The 22,787-nt window shown below is 43.9% G+C and carries 17 protein-coding genes and 1 riboswitch; of the genes, 7 read left to right on the plus strand and 10 right to left on the minus strand.

Translation table 11 applies throughout. The annotated features are described in order from the left end of the window. The first annotated feature begins 196 nt into the window (after positions 1–196). Together rpoN and GQF63_RS00475 are read left to right on the plus strand one after the other, a co-directional pair. Positions 197–1,660, plus strand: coding sequence for an RNA polymerase factor sigma-54 (gene rpoN, locus GQF63_RS00470; RefSeq protein WP_160367137.1), 1,464 nt, complete (start codon positions 197–199; stop codon positions 1,658–1,660). Positions 1,661–1,734: 74 nt separating this feature from the next. After that, a riboswitch (SAM-I-IV-variant riboswitch) is annotated at positions 1,735–1,828 on the plus strand. A 56-nt stretch (positions 1,829–1,884) separates the two neighbouring features. Then, on the plus strand, positions 1,885–2,145 hold the full coding sequence (locus tag GQF63_RS00475; protein WP_160367138.1) for a 5-oxoprolinase: 261 nt from the start codon (positions 1,885–1,887) through the stop codon (positions 2,143–2,145). On the opposite strand, the gene GQF63_RS00480 is transcribed toward GQF63_RS00475, so the two are convergent. Next, positions 2,142–3,257 (minus strand): DUF2891 domain-containing protein, encoded by a 1,116-nt coding sequence (locus GQF63_RS00480; protein WP_160367139.1) that lies wholly within the window; start codon positions 3,255–3,257, stop codon positions 2,142–2,144. The two genes, GQF63_RS00475 and GQF63_RS00480, sit on opposite strands and share 4 nt — an antisense overlap. A gap of 73 nt (positions 3,258–3,330) precedes the next feature. Here GQF63_RS00480 and GQF63_RS00485 point away from each other — a divergent pair, with 73 nt between their 5' ends. From GQF63_RS00485 to GQF63_RS00505, 5 genes are all read left to right on the plus strand, one after another. Further along, positions 3,331–3,993 (plus strand): DUF937 domain-containing protein, encoded by a 663-nt coding sequence (locus tag GQF63_RS00485; protein ID WP_160367140.1) that lies wholly within the window; start codon positions 3,331–3,333, stop codon positions 3,991–3,993. A 607-nt stretch (positions 3,994–4,600) separates the two neighbouring features. Continuing rightward, positions 4,601–6,163, plus strand: coding sequence for an isopentenyl-diphosphate Delta-isomerase (gene idi, locus GQF63_RS00490; protein ID WP_246163178.1), 1,563 nt, complete (start codon positions 4,601–4,603; stop codon positions 6,161–6,163). 150 nt (positions 6,164–6,313) lie between these two features. Next, positions 6,314–8,350 carry an FUSC family protein gene (locus GQF63_RS00495; protein WP_212592415.1) on the plus strand — a complete coding sequence of 679 codons (2,037 nt, stop codon included), beginning with the start codon at positions 6,314–6,316 and terminating at the stop codon, positions 8,348–8,350. A 49-nt stretch (positions 8,351–8,399) separates the two neighbouring features. Continuing rightward, entirely contained in the window at positions 8,400–8,921 is a 522-nt protein-coding gene (locus tag GQF63_RS00500; protein ID WP_160367142.1) for a DinB family protein, read from the plus strand. Between the two features lie 143 nt (positions 8,922–9,064). Then, positions 9,065–9,616, plus strand: a complete 552-nt coding sequence (locus GQF63_RS00505) for a hypothetical protein (RefSeq protein ID WP_160367143.1) — start codon at positions 9,065–9,067, stop codon at positions 9,614–9,616. Positions 9,617–9,988: 372 nt separating this feature from the next. Here GQF63_RS00505 and GQF63_RS00510 read toward each other — a convergent pair whose 3' ends face one another. The 9 genes from GQF63_RS00510 to GQF63_RS00550 all read right to left on the minus strand — a co-directional run bounded on the left by GQF63_RS00510 (position 9,989) and on the right by GQF63_RS00550 (position 22,699). Continuing rightward, positions 9,989–11,635 (minus strand): FAD-dependent oxidoreductase, encoded by a 1,647-nt coding sequence (locus GQF63_RS00510; protein WP_160367144.1) that lies wholly within the window; start codon positions 11,633–11,635, stop codon positions 9,989–9,991. Between the two features lie 2 nt (positions 11,636–11,637). Next, on the minus strand, positions 11,638–13,629 hold the full coding sequence (locus GQF63_RS00515; protein WP_160367145.1) for an FAD-dependent oxidoreductase: 1,992 nt from the start codon (positions 13,627–13,629) through the stop codon (positions 11,638–11,640). Between the two features lie 24 nt (positions 13,630–13,653). Next, the gene (locus GQF63_RS00520) at positions 13,654–15,345 is read right to left on the minus strand and encodes a RagB/SusD family nutrient uptake outer membrane protein (RefSeq protein WP_160367146.1); all 1,692 of its coding nucleotides are present in this window, start codon (positions 15,343–15,345) and stop codon (positions 13,654–13,656) included. Positions 15,346–15,355: 10 nt separating this feature from the next. Next, positions 15,356–18,730, minus strand: coding sequence for a TonB-dependent receptor (locus GQF63_RS00525; RefSeq protein WP_160367147.1), 3,375 nt, complete (start codon positions 18,728–18,730; stop codon positions 15,356–15,358). A 155-nt stretch (positions 18,731–18,885) separates the two neighbouring features. Beyond that, entirely contained in the window at positions 18,886–20,043 is a 1,158-nt protein-coding gene (locus tag GQF63_RS00530; protein WP_160367148.1) for a FecR family protein, read from the minus strand. 90 nt (positions 20,044–20,133) lie between these two features. Continuing rightward, positions 20,134–20,736, minus strand: a complete 603-nt coding sequence (locus GQF63_RS00535) for an RNA polymerase sigma factor (RefSeq protein ID WP_160367149.1) — start codon at positions 20,734–20,736, stop codon at positions 20,134–20,136. A 158-nt stretch (positions 20,737–20,894) separates the two neighbouring features. Next, positions 20,895–21,473 carry a hypothetical protein gene (locus tag GQF63_RS00540; protein WP_160367150.1) on the minus strand — a complete coding sequence of 193 codons (579 nt, stop codon included), beginning with the start codon at positions 21,471–21,473 and terminating at the stop codon, positions 20,895–20,897. Beyond that, the gene (locus GQF63_RS00545; RefSeq protein ID WP_160367151.1) at positions 21,473–22,153 is read right to left on the minus strand and encodes a hypothetical protein; all 681 of its coding nucleotides are present in this window, start codon (positions 22,151–22,153) and stop codon (positions 21,473–21,475) included. The genes GQF63_RS00540 and GQF63_RS00545 overlap by 1 nt, the downstream gene beginning before the upstream one ends. A gap of 18 nt (positions 22,154–22,171) precedes the next feature. After that, positions 22,172–22,699: a DUF695 domain-containing protein gene (locus GQF63_RS00550; RefSeq protein ID WP_160367152.1), complete on the minus strand. Its 528-nt coding sequence runs from the start codon at positions 22,697–22,699 to the stop codon at positions 22,172–22,174. Positions 22,700–22,787: the final 88 nt, after the last annotated feature.

Raw genomic sequence — 22,787 nt, forward strand, 5'->3', positions numbered from 1 at the left:
CTACACTAAAACGCTCAAAAAAGTACTTGGGTTTAAAAATTAACGAATTTTAACACATCGGTTTTTTCGTTGTTTTTCTACTTGTGTATGAAGCAATAGCCTATCAAAAATTGTACCTAAAATTTAAATTAGCCCCTAGGGTATAAGCGTGATTCAATATATTTCGCTATTTTTACCTTGATTTATTTTCGGGGACATGTTAAAACAAACGCTACAGCAAAAATTACTACAAAAATTATCACCTCAACAAATTCAATTCATCAAACTTCTGCAGGTACCCACTGTATCCTTAGATGCACGTATCAAAGAAGAATTGGAGGAAAACCCCGCCTTAGAAGACGGAAGTTTGGCCAATATGAATGAACCCGCTGAAGAATATCCGGATAAAGATCCGGATGATGATTTTAACATGGAGGAAAGCAGCTACGATGAGGAATTCAGCGTAGATGAATACATCCAAGAGGATGACTATAAAGATTATGGCGGTGGCTATGATTCTGATGATGATGACAATAAGAAAGAAATGCCTATTGCCATCCAAGATTCCTTCTTCGAAAATCTCCAAAATCAACTCGACTTACTCGCCCTGTCCAATAAGGATTACCTGATCGGTCAACAAATCATCGGCAGTTTGGACGACGACGGTTACCTACGCAGACCCATCCCCTCGTTAATTGATGACCTCGCCTTTTCCCAAAACGTGATGGTGGAGGAAAAAGATGTGGAAGAAATGCTGCGCATTATCCAAGAATTTGACCCTGCCGGAATTGGTGCCCGCAATTTACAGGAATGTTTAGCCATCCAGCTCCGTAAAAAAGACCAGGAAAACCCCGTGATCCAAAAAGCGATGCTGGTGGTTGAGAATTACCTGGAAGAATTTACCAAAAAACATTACGACAAAATAGAGAAACAATTGGGTGTCAACTCCGAAGAGCTCCGCGATATTGTCAATGAAATATTAAAACTGAACCCAAAACCCGGCGACTCCGGTGCTGCAGCCGGCAAGCAATTGCATATTATTCCCGATTTCCACATCAGTAATAACGACGGTGTGCTGCATCTTACCCTAAACGGTAGAAACGCCCCGGAATTAAGGGTATCGCGCTCCTATCAGGAGATGTTTGAACATTACGAAAAGGCCGAGAAAAACGATAAGAAAATGCGTGAGGCGGTTCAATTTGTAAAGCAAAAACTAGACTCCGCAAAATGGTTTATCGACGCCATCAAACAGCGCCAGCAAACCTTATTGAAAACCATGAATGCCATTATGGAATACCAATATGAGTATTTCCTAACGGGCGACGACCGCATGCTTAAACCGATGATCTTGAAGGACATAGCTGACAAGATCGAAATGGATATTTCAACGGTTTCCCGCGTTGCAAACTCCAAGTATGTGCAAACGGAATTCGGCACCTTCCTACTTAAATCCTTCTTCTCGGAAGCTATCCAAACGGAATCCGGCGAAGAGGTTTCCAATAAAGAAGTCAAGAAAATATTAGAAGAGTGCATCGCCAATGAAGACAAGAAGAAACCTTTGGCCGATGAGAAATTAACCGAAATATTAAAGGAAAAAGGCTATTCCATCGCTCGACGTACCGTAGCAAAATACCGCGAAGCCATGAATATTCCTGTTGCCCGGTTAAGAAAGGAGCTGTAACACAAGGCGCAGCCCCCACCTTCCCGTATTTTTTAAAAATAATTTTGAATATTAAAATTAAATCTACTAGATTTGTAGAGTATTCAGAATTGCTAATGCAATACCAACCGAGTGCAGGCACCGCGGTGGTAAATTAATACGGGTTTCATACCAAAATAAACGTTTATTCCGTTTTATTTCCCGTCTGAATGCAATTATGGTTAAACCACTTAATTTTTAATTGTATGTCACACACAAAACCTTTACAACAACATTTGGTCGAACAGTTCCACCACTACTCTACGCATGAATTAGTGCTGCTGAACAACGACATCGTGCAATCTAACTGGGGCCGCAACAAGTCGGCTTTCCGTTCCGCACTGCTCAGCACCCTGGCCAAACGGGGCATCGACCTCTCGGCTATTATTTCGAAAGAAGACGGCATTACCTTGATTCAAAAGGTGGTAGTAAAACTGGAAGCCAACAAGCTGATCCCTGTTTGCTAGTTCCCTTTTTCGAGTTGATCCTTATGTGCTAAGGCATACAAAGCGAAGGTTCCTAACCAATGGGAGCCCATATAATCGTCTGGGGCACTCAGGTTCGGCACGGAAAAAGCCAGGTGCTCCAAGGCTATTGTTTTCAAGGATTCAAGCTCTGGCACTTTTGCCACAATACCGTATAAACAGGCTGCCCGGCTATAGTTTAAGCCATCTAAATGGACTAACTTTCCATCCGTACGGTCTTTAACAATAGCGGGGCTTAGGCTAAAGTCTTTATTAAACAAGGCGGGCATAAATGTTTTTAACCATGCTTGATAAGCTGGCACATCCATCAGTTTACTCATCAGGAAGGCCTCTTCAAAACAGGGAGATAAGAAATCGTATCCACTAGGCTCGTAAGCTAGGTCGCAGTTTTTATCATCCTTAAACAGGCGGAGGCCATGCTCTTGTATCGCTTTCAAAAAGGCATCATCCCCTACCGTCTGTGCATAGTCGTAAGATAAGGACAAACCAAAGGCCGAGTTATCATGCTGCCCCGCACGAATCGGATAAACCAGCTTCGGCAGGTATTCTTTATACTTAGCAATCAGCAGGTTTACCAGCGGATTTAACGCGGCTTCCCAACGTTTTCCATCCGGATCATTCCAGGTATGCAATTCTTCCTGTAGCTTAAACAACCAAGCCCAACCATAGGTACGCTCAAAATCGCTGTTATTCGGATCTTCAAAAAAGGATTGTTCAATCGCTACGTTTTCCGGCGTAATATGGGCATTCAAAAATGCACGAACCTCTCCATTGGCATCCAATTCCGGAAATTGCTTCATTAATTTAATAATCGACCAGTAGCCGTGCACGGAAGAGTGCCAATCAAAGCAGCCATAGAAAATGGGACGCAACTGCTTCGGTCCTTTCAAATCGGCATCCGAACCCAATACCTGCCCCATTTTATTGGGGTATTCCACTTCCAGACAATGCCTCGGCAGGGCAAAAATATCCTTGGCCAGACTCGCTGTAAGGTGTACATCTTCAGGAACTTCGGTTTTGTTTTTCTCTTTTTGTGGCTCGCATGAAAAAAGCAAGCCCGCAAGTAAACATATGCTAGAAATACGAATAATCATTGTTTGCTATTTTGGCTTTATATTTGAGTAAATAATTATAAAATTATAATAATAAAACAAAATAAACCAAAACATGAATATTACAGATTTAATTTCCGGCAATATCGGCTCGCAAGCTGTCGATAGCATCGCTGAAAAAATGGGCGTTGAAAAGAGCCAGGCGCAATATGTTATGGCGGCAGCAGTTCCCTTAATGATGTCTGCGTTAAACTACAATGCAAACAAAAGCCCCGAGCAAGCCAATGGCATTCAGCAGGCTATAGCCAACAAACACGATGGCAGCATCTTCGATAACCTAAGCAGCCTATTCGCCCAAGGCCCTACCGATGATGAAGATAAAATTGTAAACCATATGTTCGGTCGTAATACCGACAACGTGAAAGAAAATCTCTCCGCGAAAACTGGCTTAGACGTCAAAAAGATTGCCGGCATTCTTGCTTTAGTGGCGCCCCTAGTGATGGGCTACCTCGGTAAGAAAAAACAAGAAAATGCCGGAACGGAAAGTAGTGGCGGTATTGGCGATTTAATCGGTAGCGTATTAGGCGGCGGATCAAATGCCGGCGGCGGATTAGGCGGAATGCTCGGCAGCATCCTAGGTGGAGGCGCAACAAATACTGCTTCCGGCGGTGCTTCCGGCGGGCTCGGCGACCTTGTAGGCGATTTCTTCAACCAAGACAAAGATAAAAACGCCAAAGGCGGCATATTGGATGCCCTAGCCGGCATGTTTGCAAAATAAGACTAACCAGCTTTTATATAGGTAAGGGAGTTTCGAAAGAAGCTCCCTTTTTAGTTATGCCTGCTTTAGATTTGTGACTTTTATGAGGTTTTACTGAAGCTTTGGAACGCCCTTGTTCAGCCCTTTGCAAAGGGGATTGATACGGGTGAGAAAGGGCTGAGAAAGGGAAGTGAAAAGGGGGAAAGCAATAGATGAAGTGTATACTCGTGGTGTCATCGTGCTGCCATCACTTTGTCATCACATTGTCATGATTCTGTCATCGTGAGCGGAGTCGAACGACTGGTACGCTATGCTAGTATACTGCGGCCCGCATGTACTACGATGTCGCAAGTATTGTCATCCTGAGCGGAGTCGAAGGACTGGTACGCCAATCCATAAAAAATGTAATGTAAACTATTGACAGAATTCCATAAACACCTAATAATAAAATTATTAGATAAAGATTGCACTGACGTACCAGTCGTTCGTGGTTCGTGGTTCGACTCCGCTCACCATGACAGGGCGATGACAAATTGATGACAAACTTGACAATGATAATACGATGCCCCCCACCACTAAAACCAACCTTTCTGCTACAAATTACCCGCCTACTCCTATCTTTGTGTACATGAAAGATCTGATTAGTTTTAAAAACGATTATAGCGAAGGGGCGCATCCCCGTATTTTGGAATTATTGGTTCAGCATAACCTGCAGCAGGAAGCTGGTTATGGCTATGACAGCATCAGCGAGGCTGCTAAGGGATTTATTAAACAGAAGCTGAACCGGCCGGAGGCGGCTGTTTACTTTGTTTCGGGTGGCACGCAGGCGAATCTTTTGGTGATTAGCCATTTGCTGAAGCCTTATGAATCTGTTATTGCGGCGGACAGCGGCCATATTCATGTGCATGAAACGGGGGCGATTGAATATACAGGGCATAAAATCAATACGGTTGCTCCTAGCGATGGCAAGCTGACCGTGCCGGCTATTGCCGAAGTACTTGCCCTGCATACCGACGAGCATATGGTAAAACCGGCCATGGTTTATATCTCCCAATCAACAGAAATGGGCAGCATCTACAGCAAAGCTGAATTGCAGGCGCTTTCTACCTACTGCAAATCCCAAAAGCTGTTGTTATTTATCGATGGCGCGCGGATGGCTGTAGCCTTAACCGCGCGGCAAAGCGATGTGTCCTTAGCCGATTTGGGCAGCTTATGCGATGTATTTTACCTGGGTGCCACCAAGAATGGTGGATTGCTGGGCGAAGCTATTGTGTTTAATGATCCTAACTTAGCCGATGGCTTTTCCTACGCCTTGAAACAACGCGGTGCTTTAATGGCCAAAGGCCGACTGTTAGGCACGCAATTTTACGCCTTATTTGAAGGTGATTTATTCCTGGAATTAGGGCGGCATGCCAACCGCCTAGCCGAGAAAATGGCGGATGCCTTGCAGCAATGCAGGTATTCCTTTGCCATTGCGCCGGTCAGCAATCAGCTTTTCCCCATTCTACCCTATTCCCTCATTCATGCCTTAGCGGAAGATTTTGGCTTTTACATCTGGGAGCAGCGCAATGAACAAGAAGCAGTTGTTCGCTTGGTTACCTCCTGGGCAACAGCGGAGGAGCATATTGATTTATTTATTGAACGCCTCCGTGAACTAAGCACACAAGAATTTGTGATTTTAGTAGATGAAAACGACCAAGCAATCGGGAGCATGGAAAAATTGGAAGCGCATGTTAAAAACCTTAAGCACCGGGCCTTTTCCGTTTTTCTTTTTGATGGAAAGGGCGATCTTATCCTACAGCAACGCGCTGCCGGAAAATACCATAGCCCGGGGCTGTGGACGAATGCTTGTTGCGGGCACCCTCGCCCCGGCGAAAGCACCCTAGTAGCAGCCCAGCGACGTACCTTCGAAGAATTAGGCATCCAAATGTCTATAGAGGAAGTGTTCACCCTCTCCTATGCGGAGGAGCTGGCCAACAACCTGTGGGAAAATGAATTTGACCATGTATTTATCGGCACCTACAATCAAGCGATCCTGCAGCCAAATCCGGAGGAAGTCAGCGCCCTTAAATCTGTAAGCATCGCTGCCGTTCAACAAGATATTCAAGTGAACCCTTCAGCCTATACGTTTTGGTTCAAAAAAATCATTCCATTGCTTCATGATTTCCTTAAAACCAAAGCGCTCCCTTAAAAAAACAGGGGTTCGCGAAATAAAATTATAAAAATATCAGTTTTACAAAATTATATATTTGACACTGTAATAATACCCATAGGAAATTTTAAATATTCAACGATTATTTGTATTTTTGCGGCATTCGTTCATTAACGCCATTATAACATATTGGAATCCGCTCTATTTCCACGTATTATTCGCTTTTTTAAAACGGAATCCAGTTGGGATGCCCTACGGAACATTTTGACTATTCTTATCCCCGGTCTTTTCCTATTCTTTTTCTGGGATGGACCTATTGCCATTGCTTTTGCGGTAGGCACATTACTGGCTGCATTGACTGATGTACCGGGAAACCAAGCAGATAAGCGGTTAACGGCGTTATATGGGATTCCCCTATTCTTCTTAACCGGACTCTCAATTTCCCTGGCGCTCCATTACGAATCCTGGACGATTGTATTGCTCTTGGGAATATTCGGATTTCTATATACGATTATTGCTTTACTAGGTTTTCGCATCAACATCGTGGGTAACCTGGCACTTATTGTTGCCAGTTTTACGATTGGCTTACGCCCGGCAGGCCCCTTTGTTTTTACCTTCGCCTTAACTGCAGGTGCCACCTGCTTTTATGCGGTCAGCTTAATACAGGCCTACCTTTTTCCGCATCGATCGCTTTCTTTTGCGGTTGAAGGCGGCATACAACAGATGGCCAAACTTATTCGCTTAAAAATAGATTGCTATAATGAAGCTGTTCCCTTGCATCAAATCTATCGTCAACTAAGTGCGCTACACATTAAGGTGAGCGATCAACTGGAGGCGGTTCGATCGATCTTATTACGTGATAAACGTCTATTGGAAGATCAGCATCCGGCAAGCAAGATTTGGTTGGCCAAATTGTACCAATTGGTCGATCTTTATGAGTTGCTGATGGCCATTGATAATGACTACGAGCATATCCGTGACACCCTGAAAGGTGGTAAGACTTTGATTTTAATTCGCGAATCTTTAGCGATACTTTCCAAAGCGACGGCCCGATTACGCGTTAAGGGAAGATCTCGAGGCTTCCATGCGGCAAAGCGCGAACGCTTAGAAGGTCTCTTGCAGGAGCTCGAAACCACGGCGCTTACAGAAAACCTGCAGAAAAAAGAATTGACCATCTCTATTGTAAATCAGCTGCGGCAGGTGGCGAATATTCTGCAGAACATCCATATTCCCCATGCTTTAGAAGATAACACCTGGGTAGCGAATAAAGACATTGCAAATTTTGCTGCACCCCAGCATAACTGGAAGACCATCGTTAAAAACCTAAGCTTTAAGTCGGCTATTTTTTCCTACGCCGTTCGTATGGCACTCTTACTGATGCTGGGCGGCCTAATCGGTTTCTTATTGCCGGAATACCGATACGCTTCTTGGATTCTCTTGACGATTATTCTGGTAGCACGACCAAGCTATAACATCACACAGAAAAGAAATTACCAGCGTATTATTGGCTCCTTGATAGGCATTGCAATCAGCTTAATCTTATTGGTTTGTATTCAAAATATCTGCTGGTTGGCTGCTATTGCCGCCCTTTGCCTCTACCTTTTTCTGCTGTTCAATAAACCAGATTACTTGGTATGCGTCATATTTATTACCATCACCATCTTACTGGGCCAAAAAATACATGAAGGCAGTATTCAAGACCTGTTAGGCAGCCGCTTTGCCTTTACGCTCTTGGGATCCATTTTTGCCGTATTGGGTTGCTTGGCCATTCCCATCAATCATTACCGATCGGTAGCACAAAATACAGACTCCTTGATTCAGCATTTCAAATCCTACCTCGAAAAAATTAAGGAAAGCTATGCCAGTGCGAATATCAATTATTACGATTTACGCTTGCTGCGCAAATTCACCCAGGCATCCTTAGCGCAGTCCTATGATTCCTTGGAACAATTGGAAAAAGAACCCATTCGAGGACGGTATTATAAAACAGATATTATTCACTTCCAAACACTGGCCTACCGCATCAATGCCCTATTAGTAGGTTTGTCTATACAAATGACCAAATTAGGGCAGTCACTTCCGGTTGAGGAGATGTCGGAACGCGCCAATTATGTAGCAGAACTGATACAGGAAGCGGAGCTCTTGTCGAAGAAGGGCTACGGTCTTGCACGTTCCAAGCGCGCCGCGGGCTGGAAAATCGGTAAAGCAGAAAAATTATCTTCTTAATGAACGAATTGGCCGGGATTTTGGTTATCCTTATACAGGAGGATCAGCCATGGAAATTAATCAACAAATATCGAAATCCTTAAGCGATGCATTCGATCGTTGTATCGCCTTAATCAAGCCCTTAAGTCAAGTGGAACTGCAACAAAAACCGGACGCTCATAGTTGGAGTGTGGGGCAAATTGTGGATCATATTCTAATCTGCAGTTCAGACATCCCAGACCGCAGCATCGAAGCCACCAGCCGTGCTTATGATGAGCGTGTTCCGGTAATCGAGCAGATTTTCCTCGACCTGGATGCGAAATATGAAGCGGACCAATCGCTATTACCCCAACAGGAATATTATGATAAAGAAGAGCTGCTGCAACGCTTGCTAGACTGCAAAACCAATTTAATCGTTTGCCATAAGGATAAGGATTTGATGCCCCTTTGTAAGGGGATGGAATTTCCGCAATTGGGTTACCTGACCCGCTTTGAATGGCTGAGTTTTATTGCCGTCCATATTCAACGGCATTGCTATCAGATAGAACGCGTATTGGAACAGATTGAAACAGAACCAAGCCAGGAGGTCTAAATTCAGGATAATACAATTTAACATATATTAACTATTTGACTAACAGATTGTTAAAAAGGTTAAATTATTTAATTCTATACGCAAATCGGATTACTTTTGATCATAAAGAACGAATAAATCCATTCATTTTAATTATGATCATCATGAAAAAATTTACACTCCTTTTTCTGCCGTCCTTCATCGCTTCGGTGAATTTATCCATGGGGCAGACCATGGACCTGCCGCAAAAACATAGACTTGGCGGAGGGGCTATTTTTGGCTATGACCATAAACTGGAAGGCATAGCTTATGGGGCTGAACTGATGTATGAATATAAACCCTTTAAGAGGTTTGGTTTTATCGCAGGCCTTAGTTATCAGCAGACCCGAAAGAATTTATCGTCTGTTGACTTTTCTACAACGGGTGCCGGTGTGCTCATCCATAATCAATACGCGGTGGCCTTAGGAACAAGATATTACCTGAACTCCTTCTACTTGGGAGGAGCCTTGGGGCTGGCCTATGAGTATGGTAAAACAAAGATGGATGACGGCACAACCTTTAAAGGTGGGGATATCTATAGTTTGTACAAAGCTGTAGGGATGGGCTATCAGCTGCCGTTGAGAAACGGAGACCTCATGGAATTTGAACTCGGTACATTTGGCACGAATAAGGCCATGAAATTGGGAGGAACGGTTCGCTATAAATTCCTTAGATAAACTTATTTAAACCTATTATGAACGCTAAAACCATACAAACATTAGGAATAATAAATAGCATATTATCGATTTTCGTAGTAGCTTATTATATCCTCTTTTCTTTTCCTCAGAACATAATATCGACAATCTTCGGAGCTATTTGGGAATTTGCCGCTTTACCAATTACGATATGGGCCATAGTATCCATCCTCCTAGTAACGATTGGAATCCTTATGCATCGCATTAAATCCTTTTCCTTCTTTACTGGTTCTGTTGCTTTGCTTGTTTTGGTATTTTTTAGTCTTCCTTATATCCTTTAACAGTAAGAAAGCTATCTAACAAGGCATCTGTTTTGTTTTTAAGATCCCTTGGTAGATAGCTTTACTTATTGGTTTATAGGTCGAGAACCTGTTGCTTTTTCAGCAAGTCTTCTTTTAGTTTGTTATAGTCAACTTGCTGTACGCTTGTATTTTCTTTTATGGCCAAATTGGCAGCAGCGGCGGCACTTTGTCCTAGAATCATAAAGACCGGCTCCATACGAATGGATCCGAAGGCAATATGCGAGCTGGATACACAAACGGGTACCAAGAGGTTGCTACATTCATTGGCCTTGGGAATAATGGCTCCGTAGGCTATTTTATAAGGCTTCTTCGGATGCACTCCGATATCACCCTCATTCTGCACATAACCATCCGGTTTCACATAGCGTTGTACATTATGAGAATCTAAGGTATAAGAACCCATGCCAATCGGATTGTTCACCTCCCTATCGCTAAAGGTATCATGTTCGGTCATCACATAAGCTCCCACCATACGCCTAGCTTCCCGAATATAGAGCTGGTGCGGCCAATGTTGATTGTCTTTAAACTCATCTTTCGCCAGGCCCCATTTAGCGACTTCGGTTCGCACGTCGGCAGGCATCCGAGGGTCATTTGCCATGAAGTACAAAAGCCCTTGCTGGTAGTCCTGATGAGCTTTAATAATCTTTTTGCGTTCCGCGTAGCTGGCCTCGGGATAATCGTAGTTCATGCCGATGAAATCCATACTGAAGGGGCCGTGGTTATTGGTATCTGTTTTTTTATTGGGGATGGGGTCAAACTTATCGAAGGTTTCGCGCCATCCGGAGTCATACACCCGGGCCAGCAGTTCATAATCTTTGGGATTATAGTTTTTAGGCTTGCGGAAGGCTACTCTATTTTGGGGGTTATCGGTTAGGCATAAGCGAAAACAATAGGCCTGCAAGCGGGCGTCTTCCTGGCCATACTGGCCGGGGTCTTCCGCCGATACCCCAAAGAGAAGTCCGGAGTTTTTATCGCCGGGAACCCGATAAGGATCGATATTCGATTTAAACCAATGGCCATGATGCAGCACACCTACCTGCACGCCATTCCATTTCTCCTGATATTTGGCATTGGCTTCCCGGCCGACGTGGTAGGAAACTCCTGCCGCCGCCATGAGGTCGCCCTCATAGGTTGCATCGATAAACATCTTGCCTTGAAAGGTTTTCCCAGATAGGGTTTTGAAGGATTGAATGGCTGTACCATTTTTCAGGACAGCACCTGCGGAACGATCTAGCCACTCCTCGCGAAAGAGCTTAATCTGGTACTTCTTGATCCAGTTTTCAAAAACCTGCTCTGCCGCATGGGGTTCAAAAATCCACATGGTGCGGTTGGTACCATCTACTGCTGGCGTTCCTTGGCCCTTATTGCCGTATTCAGATTTCTGTTGCCAGGTCCAAGCAGCAGGCTGATCATAATGCAGGTAGATTTGATGGTAGAACTCCCGTGCCAGGCCACCGATTACGGCTTTATTTCCCGTATCGGTAAAGCCCAAGCCTCCACTGGAAAGTCCACCGAGATGCTTATCAGGCGACACAACAATAACCTCAAGCCCCACTTGACTGGCCTCTACAGCTGCCGTCATGGCGGCCGAGGTACCCCCATAGATAATCAGGTCGGCCGTATAGGTTGGTTTTGTCTCCGCCTGTAGGGTATAAGAGAATCCAAACAGGAGGAGCATACATATCCATCGTTTTTTCATAGCTATTCGGGTTGATCAGACTGCGGAACAAACAAGACGGCATTGGCAGCAACGAGGCCATTGGCATCTTGATTGGTGATTTCTACATACGGATTTTGTTTGCCTTTAAAGATTTCCACTTCCCCCACTTCGGCCCAGGTACTGCTGGTTTGGCCTTTAATCTCTACCTTGGAATAATCCATTAATCGGGTGGAAACGCCTTTGCCGTTATAAATTAAAATGCGGTGGGTGCCGGAACTTTCCTCCTTTTTAGGGTAGTAGGTATACAGCTTGTATTTCCCCGGTTTCAGGGGCTTGCTGCTGGTGAAACGCGCGCTGGCTAAGGTGCCAGCCTTCGCTTCCTTGAACGACATACCAAAGCCTCTTCCTTTCCCATCCTCCCAAACGCCATTCAGCTTCACCTGCTTGCTATTGGATACATGGATCAATTCATCCGCCGCCCTATTATCGGCTTTCGGATTTTTCGCCAATTGCTGTTTGATATCGGCAATGGCCACATCTTGCACATCGCGTTTCTGATCGATTGCCAAACAAGCGGCCACCGCTGCAGACTGCGCCAGCACCATAAATACAGGTTCCATACGGATAGATCCAAAAGCAATATGGCTCGATGACAAGCAGACTGGCACCAAAAGGTTATTGGCTTCCTGCCGTTTCGGGGTAATGGAACGGTAAGAAATCGGGAAAGGTAAGAATCCACCAACTTCCACATTGCCTTCGTTCTTCACCATGCCATCAACCACCAAACGGTCGCAATTGTGGGAGTCCATGGTATAGGCTGCATAGCCAATATCATCGGACACGACTTCCCGTGCCTGACAATGGTTTTGGGTCATCACCACTTCACCCACCATGCGTCGTGCTTCCCGAATGTATAGCTGGGGCGACCAATGGTTATTTTGGACATACTCATCCTTAGGATAGCCCCATTGCTTGATCTCGCTGCGTATATGTTCCGGCACGGCCGGATCATTACCTACAAAATATAATAAGCCTTTGGTGTAATCTTCATGGGCTTTAATAATTTCTTTGCGTCGGTTCCAATCGGCTTCCGGATAATCCCAGTTCATGGCAATCATATCGGTGGAGAAACCATTGCGGTTATTGATATCGGTCTTTCCGTTCGGCATCAAGCTCCATATAAACACATCCTGAATGCTTTTCCAAGGTTGGATTTCCTTTTGCCGCTTTAACAGCTCGTAACGCTGCGGATCGTAATTATCGGGCTTGCTGATGGGAATTCTATTTTCCGGCACATTGGTTAAGGTGATTCGGTAATTATAAGCTTGCACCTTCTTATCGCCCGTTCCTTGGGGCAATAGCTTTTCATTGGTAATGCCCCATAATAATCCGCTGGAAGGATCGCCTTTTATTTTATAAGGATCTACAGCATTGGGCATTTGGTGACCATTAAGCAGCTGCACCCCATTGATGGTTTCCTGATAAACGGAATTATCTTCACGCCCTACATGGTAGGATACCTGGGAGGCAGCCATAAGATCGCCCTCATAGGTACAATCCATAAATACCTTGGCCAGCACCTGCTTGGCGCCTTCCTTGCCATTGACCTCAATGCTGGTAATGGCATTGCCTTGCTTATTGACCTTGGTTAGGGGCTGTTCCATCCATAATTGCACCTTGGTTTTGGCGAGGTAGTTTTTAAAGATCTGCTCGGCCACTTTGGGTTCGAAGATCCATTGTTCGAAGGTATGGTAGTGTTTTCCGATTTTTCGGTAGAAGTCGAGTGCTAATCCGGTGACGACGAATTTATTGCCGATGTCTGTCTGACCTAATCCACCGGAGCTTAAACCTCCGATATGGTTATTAGGATCGACAAGTAGCACTGTTTTGCCTGCATTGGCAGCCGTATAGGCCGCTACAACGCCGGCAGAGCTCGCGCCATAGATACATAAATCGACTTCCACTTTCTGCTGGCCATAAACCAGGGAAATGCTAAAACAACAAAATAAGGCAACTTTAAAGATTCTCTTCATGGGAATGATTTTAGGTAATGGTTATTAATAACCTGGATTTTGTGTTAATTCTTTGTTTGTCTCTAACTCGATATTTGGAATAGGCCATAAACTAACCCGATCCTTATTAAAATTACGAATTTCGATCACACGCATCTGGCTTTTATTCGTTACTTGGCTATAATCAACAAAACCATCGGCATCGATTTTCGGTGCATTGCTGAGCAAGCCCTTAGGAATGCGTCCCAAGAAATTGGCGTTCATAAATCGTTCTGCTAAACCCCAGCGTCTTAAGTCCACCAAGCGGAAGCCTTCATTCGCGAGCTCGTAAAGGCGTTCCTTACGCAGAATTTCGCGTAACTGGGTTTGGCTTTTGCCCGTAGCAATGGCCGGCATATTCACGCTTGGACGCTGGCGCACCTGATTGATGGCATCATATACCGATGCATCGATTTGGTTGGCTTCAATTTTTGCTTCCGCATAAATCAAGAGCACTTCGGCGTAACGCGCCTGGGTAATATTCAATTCCGACTGCTGGGTAAAATCTTTATCCTTAAAATCGACATACTTACGCCAGCAATAGCCTGAGAAGGAGGCATAGGCATTCACAGCATCTTCATTTTTAATGCGTTTTGCGGTAGCCGATGAATAGGTGTAATCCCAACATTGGGTACTGTCTTTATGGGTTTCAAATTGGAATCCAAAAAACTCCGATCCGGGTAATGCGACCGTGAAGCCCAAGCGCGGGTCGCGATTCGCAAAAGGTTTTTTGGGATCATAGAGCGGGGATTTATCGATTTCTAACCCATCCGTACAGGTATAAGAGTCCACCAACGCTTGTGATGGTATTTTATTGGAGGTTCCTTGTCCATTTCTCGATAGGAAGTTCCGGGTAGTACTGTGGGTTTTGGTGTTTTGTAGTCGTAAGTATTGGAAAGCGAAAATAATCTCCGGTGATTTCTCCCCGGCGTACATAAAGAGTTCGCCATAGTTAGGATGCAAACTATATACTTTTAAATCCATTACTTCTTTGGCAGAGGCACTCGCCTCATCCCAACGGTTATCATTTAAGGCGGCTCGCGCTCTGAAGGTGAGAGCTGCACCTTTCGTGGCGCGACCAAGATCATCCTTGCCATAGCTTGTCGGCAAATCGGCGGCTGCCGTTTTTAACTCCGCCAGCACAAAATCAATGATTTCCTTTTTACCAGTCCGCGGGAGTTGCGCCTCCGCCAAGGAAAGCCCCTTTGTCATTAATGGCACGCCGCCAAAGTAATCGGCCAGAATGCCATAGGTATAGGCCCTGATAAAGCGTGTTTCGGCAATGTATCGTTTTAACAAGTTGGCATCTACTTTACCATCTAGCTTATTGACATTATCTAATATAAAATTGCACTTGCCAATTACTTTGAAGGAGTTTTTCCAGATTTCCAGGATATAGGCATTATTGCTATCGTGATCGCCACGGCCTACAGATTGTAAGGCCGAAGTGTTTCTGTCCCAGCCGATATCGGAGGCTTCATCTAAGGTTAAATTCAAAGGCATGGCATCCGTAGGATGATAAGTGATGGCCGAATATAAGCCATTGACCACCAAGGTGAGCTCATCCATATTGGTAAAATAGCTTTCATCCGATGGCCCATATAAGGGTTTTCTATCTAAATAATCATCACAGGCACTGCTCAGCAGGGAGATTCCTATAACAAAAAGGATGTATATTTTTTTTATGGTAGTTTTCATGTTCTTAAGCTTAAAATGTTACGTCTAATCCGAAGGTATATACCTTCACTTGTGGGTAAAAATTACCATACCCTACTGGTGCTTCCACATCATAGCCCTCCCAAAAGTTGTCGACCGTAAAAAGATTGGATCCATTCACAAATAAGCGTATTTTCTGAAGTCGCATTTGGTTTAATAAGGTGCTAGGTAAGGTATAGCCCAATTGAATATTCTTTACCCGCAAATAGGACGCATCTTTCATCCAAAACTGAGAAGACTGCGCATTGTTGTTTTTTCCAAAGGCTAAACGGGGGTACTTCGCGTTTGGATTGTCAGGTGTCCATCGGTCTTTATTATCTTCCCGAATGGTTCCACCAATGGCTCCGGTTGTTGTAAAGGGCTGAATACCGGCACCATACAAGTAGCCATCGGCCTTGCCAACACCTTGTAACAAGAAACTAAAATCAACTCCCTTGTATTGCAAATTGGCATTTAAGGAATAGGTTAGCCTCGGGATGGTACTACCAATGACAATCTTATCTGCCTCTGTTATTTTTCCATCGTCATTCCGATCCTTGTACTTGAGATCACCCGGTGCTAAATCGCCAAATTGCGTAGCATGCTGATCTATCTCTGCTTGGTTTTGGAAATAGCCCTCCACTTCATAGCCCAAGATAGAGTTGATTCCGTATCCTTCTCTATTTACGATTAAGCCGGTATTGGAAATTCCTCTTAAATCGAGCACCTTATTTCTAACATCCGATAAGTTAACGGCAAGGTTATAGCGGAATTCGCGATCGAAATTGCTACGGTAGCCTAATCCCAATTCCCAGCCTTTATTTTCAACAACACCTGCATTCTGCTGCGGGGCATTTAGGCCTAGCGTTAATGGGATATCGAGTTTCAAGAGGATGTCACTGGTTTTACGATGGTATAAATCGGCTGTTAAGCTAAAATTATTGAATAGGGTTAGGTCTAAACCTATATTCTTTTCTTCTGTCGATTCCCAGGTGATATCAGGATTTGACATATCGTTTAAGGCCGCAGTTCCGACAATCTGATCGCCTAGATTGAAGGAACCTAGGTTTAAGGCAGAAACAGCCGGATAGTTTCCGATGTTCTGGTTTCCTAACTTCCCCCAGGAAGCGCGAATCTTACCTTCATTTAACCAGGATTTAGCATCGGCGAGGAAGGATTCTTCGGTAAAGCGCCAGCCTGCAGAGCCGGAAGGGAAGAATCCATAGCGATTTCCTTTTAAGAATCGGGAAGACCCGTCGTAGCGCGCATTTAACTCTAACAGATAGCGATCTTTGTAGGTATAGTTAATCCTGCTAAAGAAGGATTGTAATGCCCATTCAGAGGCAGTTCCCGAAGCGGATTGATTTAAAGCTGAACCGGCATCGAGGACAGGAAACTCCGGCAATACAAAATTATCCCGAAACCCATTTAAGGATTCTATGCTATAATCTTCGCGAGAAGCCCCTAATAACCAACTCAACTGATGGCCTTCGATGGTTTTATTGAAGGTTAGGGTTGCCCGCATGTTATTGAACAATTCCTGGTTATGCTTTTGCGTAAGTTCGGAACGCACCGGAACAGCAAAGCTCTTTCGCCCATCAGGCAAATAAGATTGAACCACCTGTCTAAAGTTCTTCTCATCGGTAAACACATACTTAGGTGCATAATTGACTTCTGCCGTTAACCAAGAAAAAGGTTTATAGATGACCGAAGCATTGACACTGCCCCAAGGTGTTTTATAATGTGCCACCCCGCCATCGGCTGCTGCTGAAACCGGGTTATTTCCATTCCAGCCGAGGCCCCAGGTGCCGTTTGAATTGCGGAAGGATTGATTGGCGGGAATACTGTTCATCCATTGAAAAAGCTGCGAAATATCCGCTGAAGGGGATGTCACAGTTGGGTTGATGTATTGCAAATCGATTTTAGCTTTTAATTTGTCATTGATTTCTACATCCAGGTTGTTGCGGAAGCTGAATCTTTTAAAACCGCTATTCAGCATCAATCCTTTTTGATCGAAATAGCCTAAGGAGGCTAAGGTTTTCACCTTATTGCTGGCAGCATTCAGGGTAACAAAATGGCTTTGCTGGAAGCCGGAACCTAACAGGGATTCCTTCTGCCAATCGGTATTTGGATACTCATCAGAGCTGCCATCGCCTTGTTTTCTGTAGGCCTCGATCAAATCTTCCCCATAAAGTGGAGAACTACCAACATTGGTATAGGCTTCATTGGTTAATAAGATATGATCTAAAGCATTCACAATCTTGGGCATATTGGTCGGGCTTTGCCATCCGAAATAATCGTTATAAGAGAGGGAGATCTTGTCGCCGGTTGCTCTTTTGGTGGTGATTAAAATAACCCCATTGGCAGCACGGGATCCGTAGATGGAGGAGGATGCCGCATCTTTCAGGATGGAAATAGACTCGATCATATTTGGGTCTATATTATTCATAGATCCCTCTACTCCATCAATCAATACTAAAGGATTGGAATTACCAATGGTTCCAATACCACGAATGCGGATATCGGCGCCATCGGAGCCCGGTTTTCCGGAGCGTTGGGTCACCGTAACACCTGTTGCCATCCCTTGCAACCCTGCAGAGGTTTGCCCCACGGGACGCATACTGATATCCTTAGATGAAACTGTAGATACAGCGCCCGTCAGATTGACTTTCTTCTGCACCCCATAGGCAATGACTACTACCTCATCTAAATCATTGACAGCAGGTAATAGGCTGACATTAAATTCGCTCTTGCCTCCGATGGGCAGCTCGGCAGATACATAACCGAGTAAAGCGAAAACCAAGGTTCCTTGATCGTTGGTTAAGACCAATTGAAAATTACCGTCGGCATCCGTCGTGGTGCCATTATTTGTTCCTTTTTCAGAAACAGTAACTCCGATAAGCGGCTGCCCTTTATCATCGGCCACCCTACCTTTCACGGTGCGCTGCAAGCGATCGATACGTTTAATTTCGATTTTCTCCTCACGGCTCAACTTGGCAGGCGCCAGAGCTTTCGGACTGATAAAGATTGTTTTATCGTCGATGACATAGGAAAGGGGTTTGCCATCAAGTATAAGCTCTAAAAACTTAGTTAAAGACAAGTTCTTCGCGTCTAAACTTAGCGGTTTGGTGCGTTTAATAACATTGTTATCATAGAGAACCAGGTACTTACTTTCCTTTTCAATAAAATTAAACAGGTTTTCTAATCGTACCGAGTTCGACTTATAGCTGAGGGTTTGCGAAAAAGTTTCTGCCCGTAGTTGAAAACAACAGAGTAGCGCAAAAACAAAATAGGCTTTTATAGACATCATTAGCAACCTCTGATAGGATACACAAGGAATAGGAAACCAGGACCAATAGGCCGTGATCTTTCCTAAAATATTTTTCATAATATTGTAATAAGAAGATTTTATGATTCTGTTCGTAATAATAATGGATCATAATGAAGCTCGAGGGGAGTGGTAACGACACTTCCCTTTTGCTTTTTAGCTTATGGTGGTGAGTTTTTTAATTTCATATGTTTATCATTTGGTTTGTATACTGGTTAATTTCGAATAATTAATTGTCTATTTTCTTTGATTTCAGCTTTCACCCCGGTATTCATTTCCAGGAATTCCAAGAAGCTGGAAAGCTTGACACCACGGCCCATCTTTCCTTTTAAATCTACCGCTGGCACGGCCGTTTCATAAATCACATCCAGGTTATACCAACGACCGATAATCCGCATGCATTCATCAAAAGGAACACCCGTGAAATTAAAGACGCCTTCTTTCCAGGCAATGGCTGTAGCCGCATCGATGTCTAACTTCTGCATATTCTGTTGGCTTTTATGATAGCGCGCTTGCTGATTGGGCTTGATAAGCAGGTCATTCACCTGCAAGGAACCGGAGACGAGGGTTGTTTTTGTTAAGGCTTCTTCCGCATAGGCATTCACATTGAAAACCGTGCCTAAGACCTTTATTTTTTGTCCGCCCGACTGTACCGTAAAAGGTAGTTTCTCATTCCTGTGCACTTCAAAATAGGCCTCTCCTTCCAATTCAATCTGACGGTTGGTTTTGTTAAAATCTGCAGCAACTTTTAAATGTGTGCCTGCATTTACCCAAACCTTGCTGCCATCGGATAATTCCAACTGATATTGCCCGCCACGTGGGGTTATCAACTCAATTTCTTGACTATGTTGTCCAACAGCCAGCGACCCATCCATATAATACACACTGGAATCAGAAAGCTTAATGCCTGCCTTCTCCCCTTCCAACTGCATCTTTTTGCCCCCAACGAGCAATACCGCAGCATCGCCCCCTGGATCGATATCAATTTGATTTAATACTACTTGGGTATGGATGTCGCTGCTTTGTTGGCTGTACTTTTTATAAAGCTGTGCTGCAATAGTTAGCAACAAAACTGCCGCTGCTGCAGCCATCCAAATGCGACTTTGTTTAATTTTAGATTGAGGAAGGATGCTGGGGCTTGGTTCCACCTGTTGGGCAATGCGTTCTTGAACTTTATGCAAACGCTGATTGATAAACTCCTCTTGAAGGCCGGAGGTGTCAGCGGCCTGCGCATGCGCATCCAACAAAGCCGTTAATTCTGCCTCGGGTAAGGAAGCTAATTGATTGAAAAATGATTCATAATCTTTATAATCAAGCTTATTTTCCAAATAGGCCTGTAATAATTGGGTTAGCTGAGCATGATCCTTATTCAAGATTGTTCGTTTATAATGGTTTATAGATATTGGTCTTTATATCTATATACAATCCTCAACAAGAAATACACTATGGGAAATGTTATTTTTTTAATGGGCAAGATGAACGAAGAGTAAAAACCCCAATAAATACTCCTGGCTGTAGTTTTTTACGATGAAGGTTCGAATGTCTTGGAGGGCATTGACCAGCTGATTGCTAACCGTGGATACAGAGATACCTAATAATTCGGCGACCTCCTTATAGCTCTTGCCTTCGACTTTGCAGAACAATAATATTTCGCGGCGTTTTGGGGTTAAGGTGGCGATAGCCTGGTTGATAATGGCCATACGTTCTTTGTCTAGCAGGTTTTCCTCCGTGTGGAGATAATAGGAAATAGAACTGGCCCAAACTTCCATCTGCAAAGCCCGATCGCGATTAATCTTCTTAATCATATTGATCGCTAGGTTGTGTGCAATGGTATATAAAAAGGAATTAAAACCTTTTTCTGGGACGATGCTTTCTCGGTTTTGCCATACGCGTACAAAGACCTCTTGCAACACTTCTTCCACCAACTCTGGGCTTTTCAGGAACTTCAACAAATGCACATATAAACGAGGCGAATACATCGTATATAGTTTATTGAATGCTGCCATTTGCCCAGCACGCAATTGTAACAATAATAGATTTTGCTCTAAAAGATTCCCTCCGTTCATGATTGGAAATTAGTGTCTAGCCCCTATAGCGGTTGTTCTTATTAATTGGTATTCGTGATTATAGGGGGATTTGCAAGTTTAAATTAATACTAATTTCACAAAATTGCAATCAAGAATGCTAAAGACTAATTTTTAGAAGGATGTTGCAGGCCGCATAGCTACCACCATTGTGCAGTAGGTAATTTGTAATATTTCATATCTAATTTCGACTGCCATGGCGCCATGGGGAATGACCAGGATTCCGGGATATGGTCAAAGTTGCGGGAAATGGACTGATCGCCCCAATGGTAACTCACCTTATAAACCGTGCCCTGGAAGTTTATTTCGCCAAATAGACAAGGTGTTGAACTACCAGACACGCCATTGGTATACATTACAGCATTGCTAAAAACAACATGCTGCCCGGCAGGAATTTTGGCTACATAGATACCTTGTGGGGGATCTGCTTTAAAAGCATCGACGTAACTTCGAAAGGAAGGATGATGTGGATCGAGCATCAAGAGCGGATAATCGTCCTTCATCCTATACTCGTAATCGATTAAATAGACATCTCGCAGGAAGGTTAAGGGTTTATTTAAGACCTGACTATAGGGCTCCTTTTTAACCAAACTGGTCGATTTTGTTTTTATGGTGAGGAACAACAAAAAACAAAAGAGGACAATGCCTACTAGGACGACTAAAAAAAATACCTTGACCACACGTGGGCCTGTCCACTCTTTCTTTTGTTTTTGCATCATTATTTTCTTTCAGTCAGGTTAAACTCCATCAACTTATCGGTACTTTTTAATTTGATACCATATATGGCTTGTTCCGTGATGTTTGCTTCAATGCCTAAGGGTTCAAAATCAGTAGAGTTTAAGGTCTTCGGATCTTGATGGCCGGCACTCAATTGCGTGCTTGGGGCAATTTTCACTACACCATTCTTATTTTCAATTACTTTGAACCATCCGAAACGCACTTCCGAGGCAACCCGCTCGCCTTCTTTAAACTTCTCATAGTGTCCGAAGTAGATGGCATTCGCCTCAACCGGCTTCTCCATAGGCTGTTCCATTAAAGACTCCGCATGAGAAGGTTTGATAAAGGAATCATAAACAAGATAACCAAATAATGCCAAAACGCCTAACAACATCACGTAGCCAAAGAAATTGACCTTAAACTTGAAAGGCGGCTGAGGAACCTGTCCTTCTTGTTGCTGCACATAAGCATGCATCTCTGGCGTCCATTTCCGTTTGGATATCAGTTTATAATTAGGGCCGTAATACATTGCCGCCGCCTTTTTAGAATACGTGGAGAAAAAGGCTGAGCTGGCATAATTCCGAATAAAGTACAAGGTCATCGGTTCACCAGGATTTATTGGATTTTGTAAATGGGAGGCATTATAGGCAGCCTCTTCTACTCTTTTTATATAAAAAAACATAGGCTTCTTTTATTACGATTATAAGTTGTCAATGGTATCTTTTTGCTTTTTTCGATCCTGAATAAGCTGCAGTTGGACAGGTGAAGGATAGGCCAGGGTGAAATAATCTTCCCATTTCTTATCCCTGCGGCCATCCGTTTGATAGGTTAGGCGAATACCAAATGCTTTCACTAACACCTGAACAAAGCGCTGCACCTGTTGCGATTTGTGAAAATAGTACATCTGCAGGCGTTCGCCCCGCATGCTGATACTTGCTACATGAACAGCCTCTAATTCAGCTTTTTTAAAATGCGAGGCAATCTGCTGTTCCAAGGCTTTTATCACCTGCATTGTTTCGGCCAAGGGCAAGCCTTCGGGAGTTTCTCCATCAAAAGGGATAATTAAATAAAACACTTCCTGAAAATTGGCTAATGGCGCATGCGGCGCCCAGCCCAAGTCGACCGTTATCTGCGCTTGCTGACCATGAATACAAGAAGGAAATTGTTGCCAATTCTCCTGATGAGCTGGTAAGGTTATTTTCTTCTTAAATAGCGATTTAAATAGCACAGGCTTCAGATTTTTGTTCAGATGTTAGTCCCAAAAATACTTGCTTGCTAGGGAAGAAACGAACCTATGCCTAGTGGAATTATATAAA

It is taken from the genome of Sphingobacterium humi, assembly GCF_009768885.1.
In the GTDB taxonomy this organism is placed as follows: Bacteria; Bacteroidota; Bacteroidia; order Sphingobacteriales; family Sphingobacteriaceae; genus Sphingobacterium; species Sphingobacterium humi.

Coding starts and splice junctions, on each gene's coding strand:
- GQF63_RS00485 (WP_160367140.1), top strand. CDS start 3,331: ATGAATATTACAGATTTAATTTCCGGCAATATCGGCTCGCAAGCTGTC.
- rpoN (WP_160367137.1), top strand. CDS start 197: ATGTTAAAACAAACGCTACAGCAAAAATTACTACAAAAATTATCACCT.
- GQF63_RS00545 (WP_160367151.1), bottom strand. CDS start 22,153: ATGTTTTTTTATATAAAAAGAGTAGAAGAGGCTGCCTATAATGCCTCC.
- GQF63_RS00475 (WP_160367138.1), top strand. CDS start 1,885: ATGTCACACACAAAACCTTTACAACAACATTTGGTCGAACAGTTCCAC.
- GQF63_RS00535 (WP_160367149.1), bottom strand. CDS start 20,736: ATGAACGGAGGGAATCTTTTAGAGCAAAATCTATTATTGTTACAATTG.
- idi (WP_246163178.1), top strand. CDS start 4,601: ATGAAAGATCTGATTAGTTTTAAAAACGATTATAGCGAAGGGGCGCAT.
- GQF63_RS00510 (WP_160367144.1), bottom strand. CDS start 11,635: ATGAAAAAACGATGGATATGTATGCTCCTCCTGTTTGGATTCTCTTAT.
- GQF63_RS00525 (WP_160367147.1), bottom strand. CDS start 18,730: ATGAAAAATATTTTAGGAAAGATCACGGCCTATTGGTCCTGGTTTCCT.
- GQF63_RS00500 (WP_160367142.1), top strand. CDS start 8,400: ATGGAAATTAATCAACAAATATCGAAATCCTTAAGCGATGCATTCGAT.
- GQF63_RS00515 (WP_160367145.1), bottom strand. CDS start 13,629: ATGAAGAGAATCTTTAAAGTTGCCTTATTTTGTTGTTTTAGCATTTCC.
- GQF63_RS00540 (WP_160367150.1), bottom strand. CDS start 21,473: ATGATGCAAAAACAAAAGAAAGAGTGGACAGGCCCACGTGTGGTCAAG.
- GQF63_RS00505 (WP_160367143.1), top strand. CDS start 9,065: ATGAAAAAATTTACACTCCTTTTTCTGCCGTCCTTCATCGCTTCGGTG.
- GQF63_RS00520 (WP_160367146.1), bottom strand. CDS start 15,345: ATGAAAACTACCATAAAAAAAATATACATCCTTTTTGTTATAGGAATC.
- GQF63_RS00480 (WP_160367139.1), bottom strand. CDS start 3,257: ATGATTATTCGTATTTCTAGCATATGTTTACTTGCGGGCTTGCTTTTT.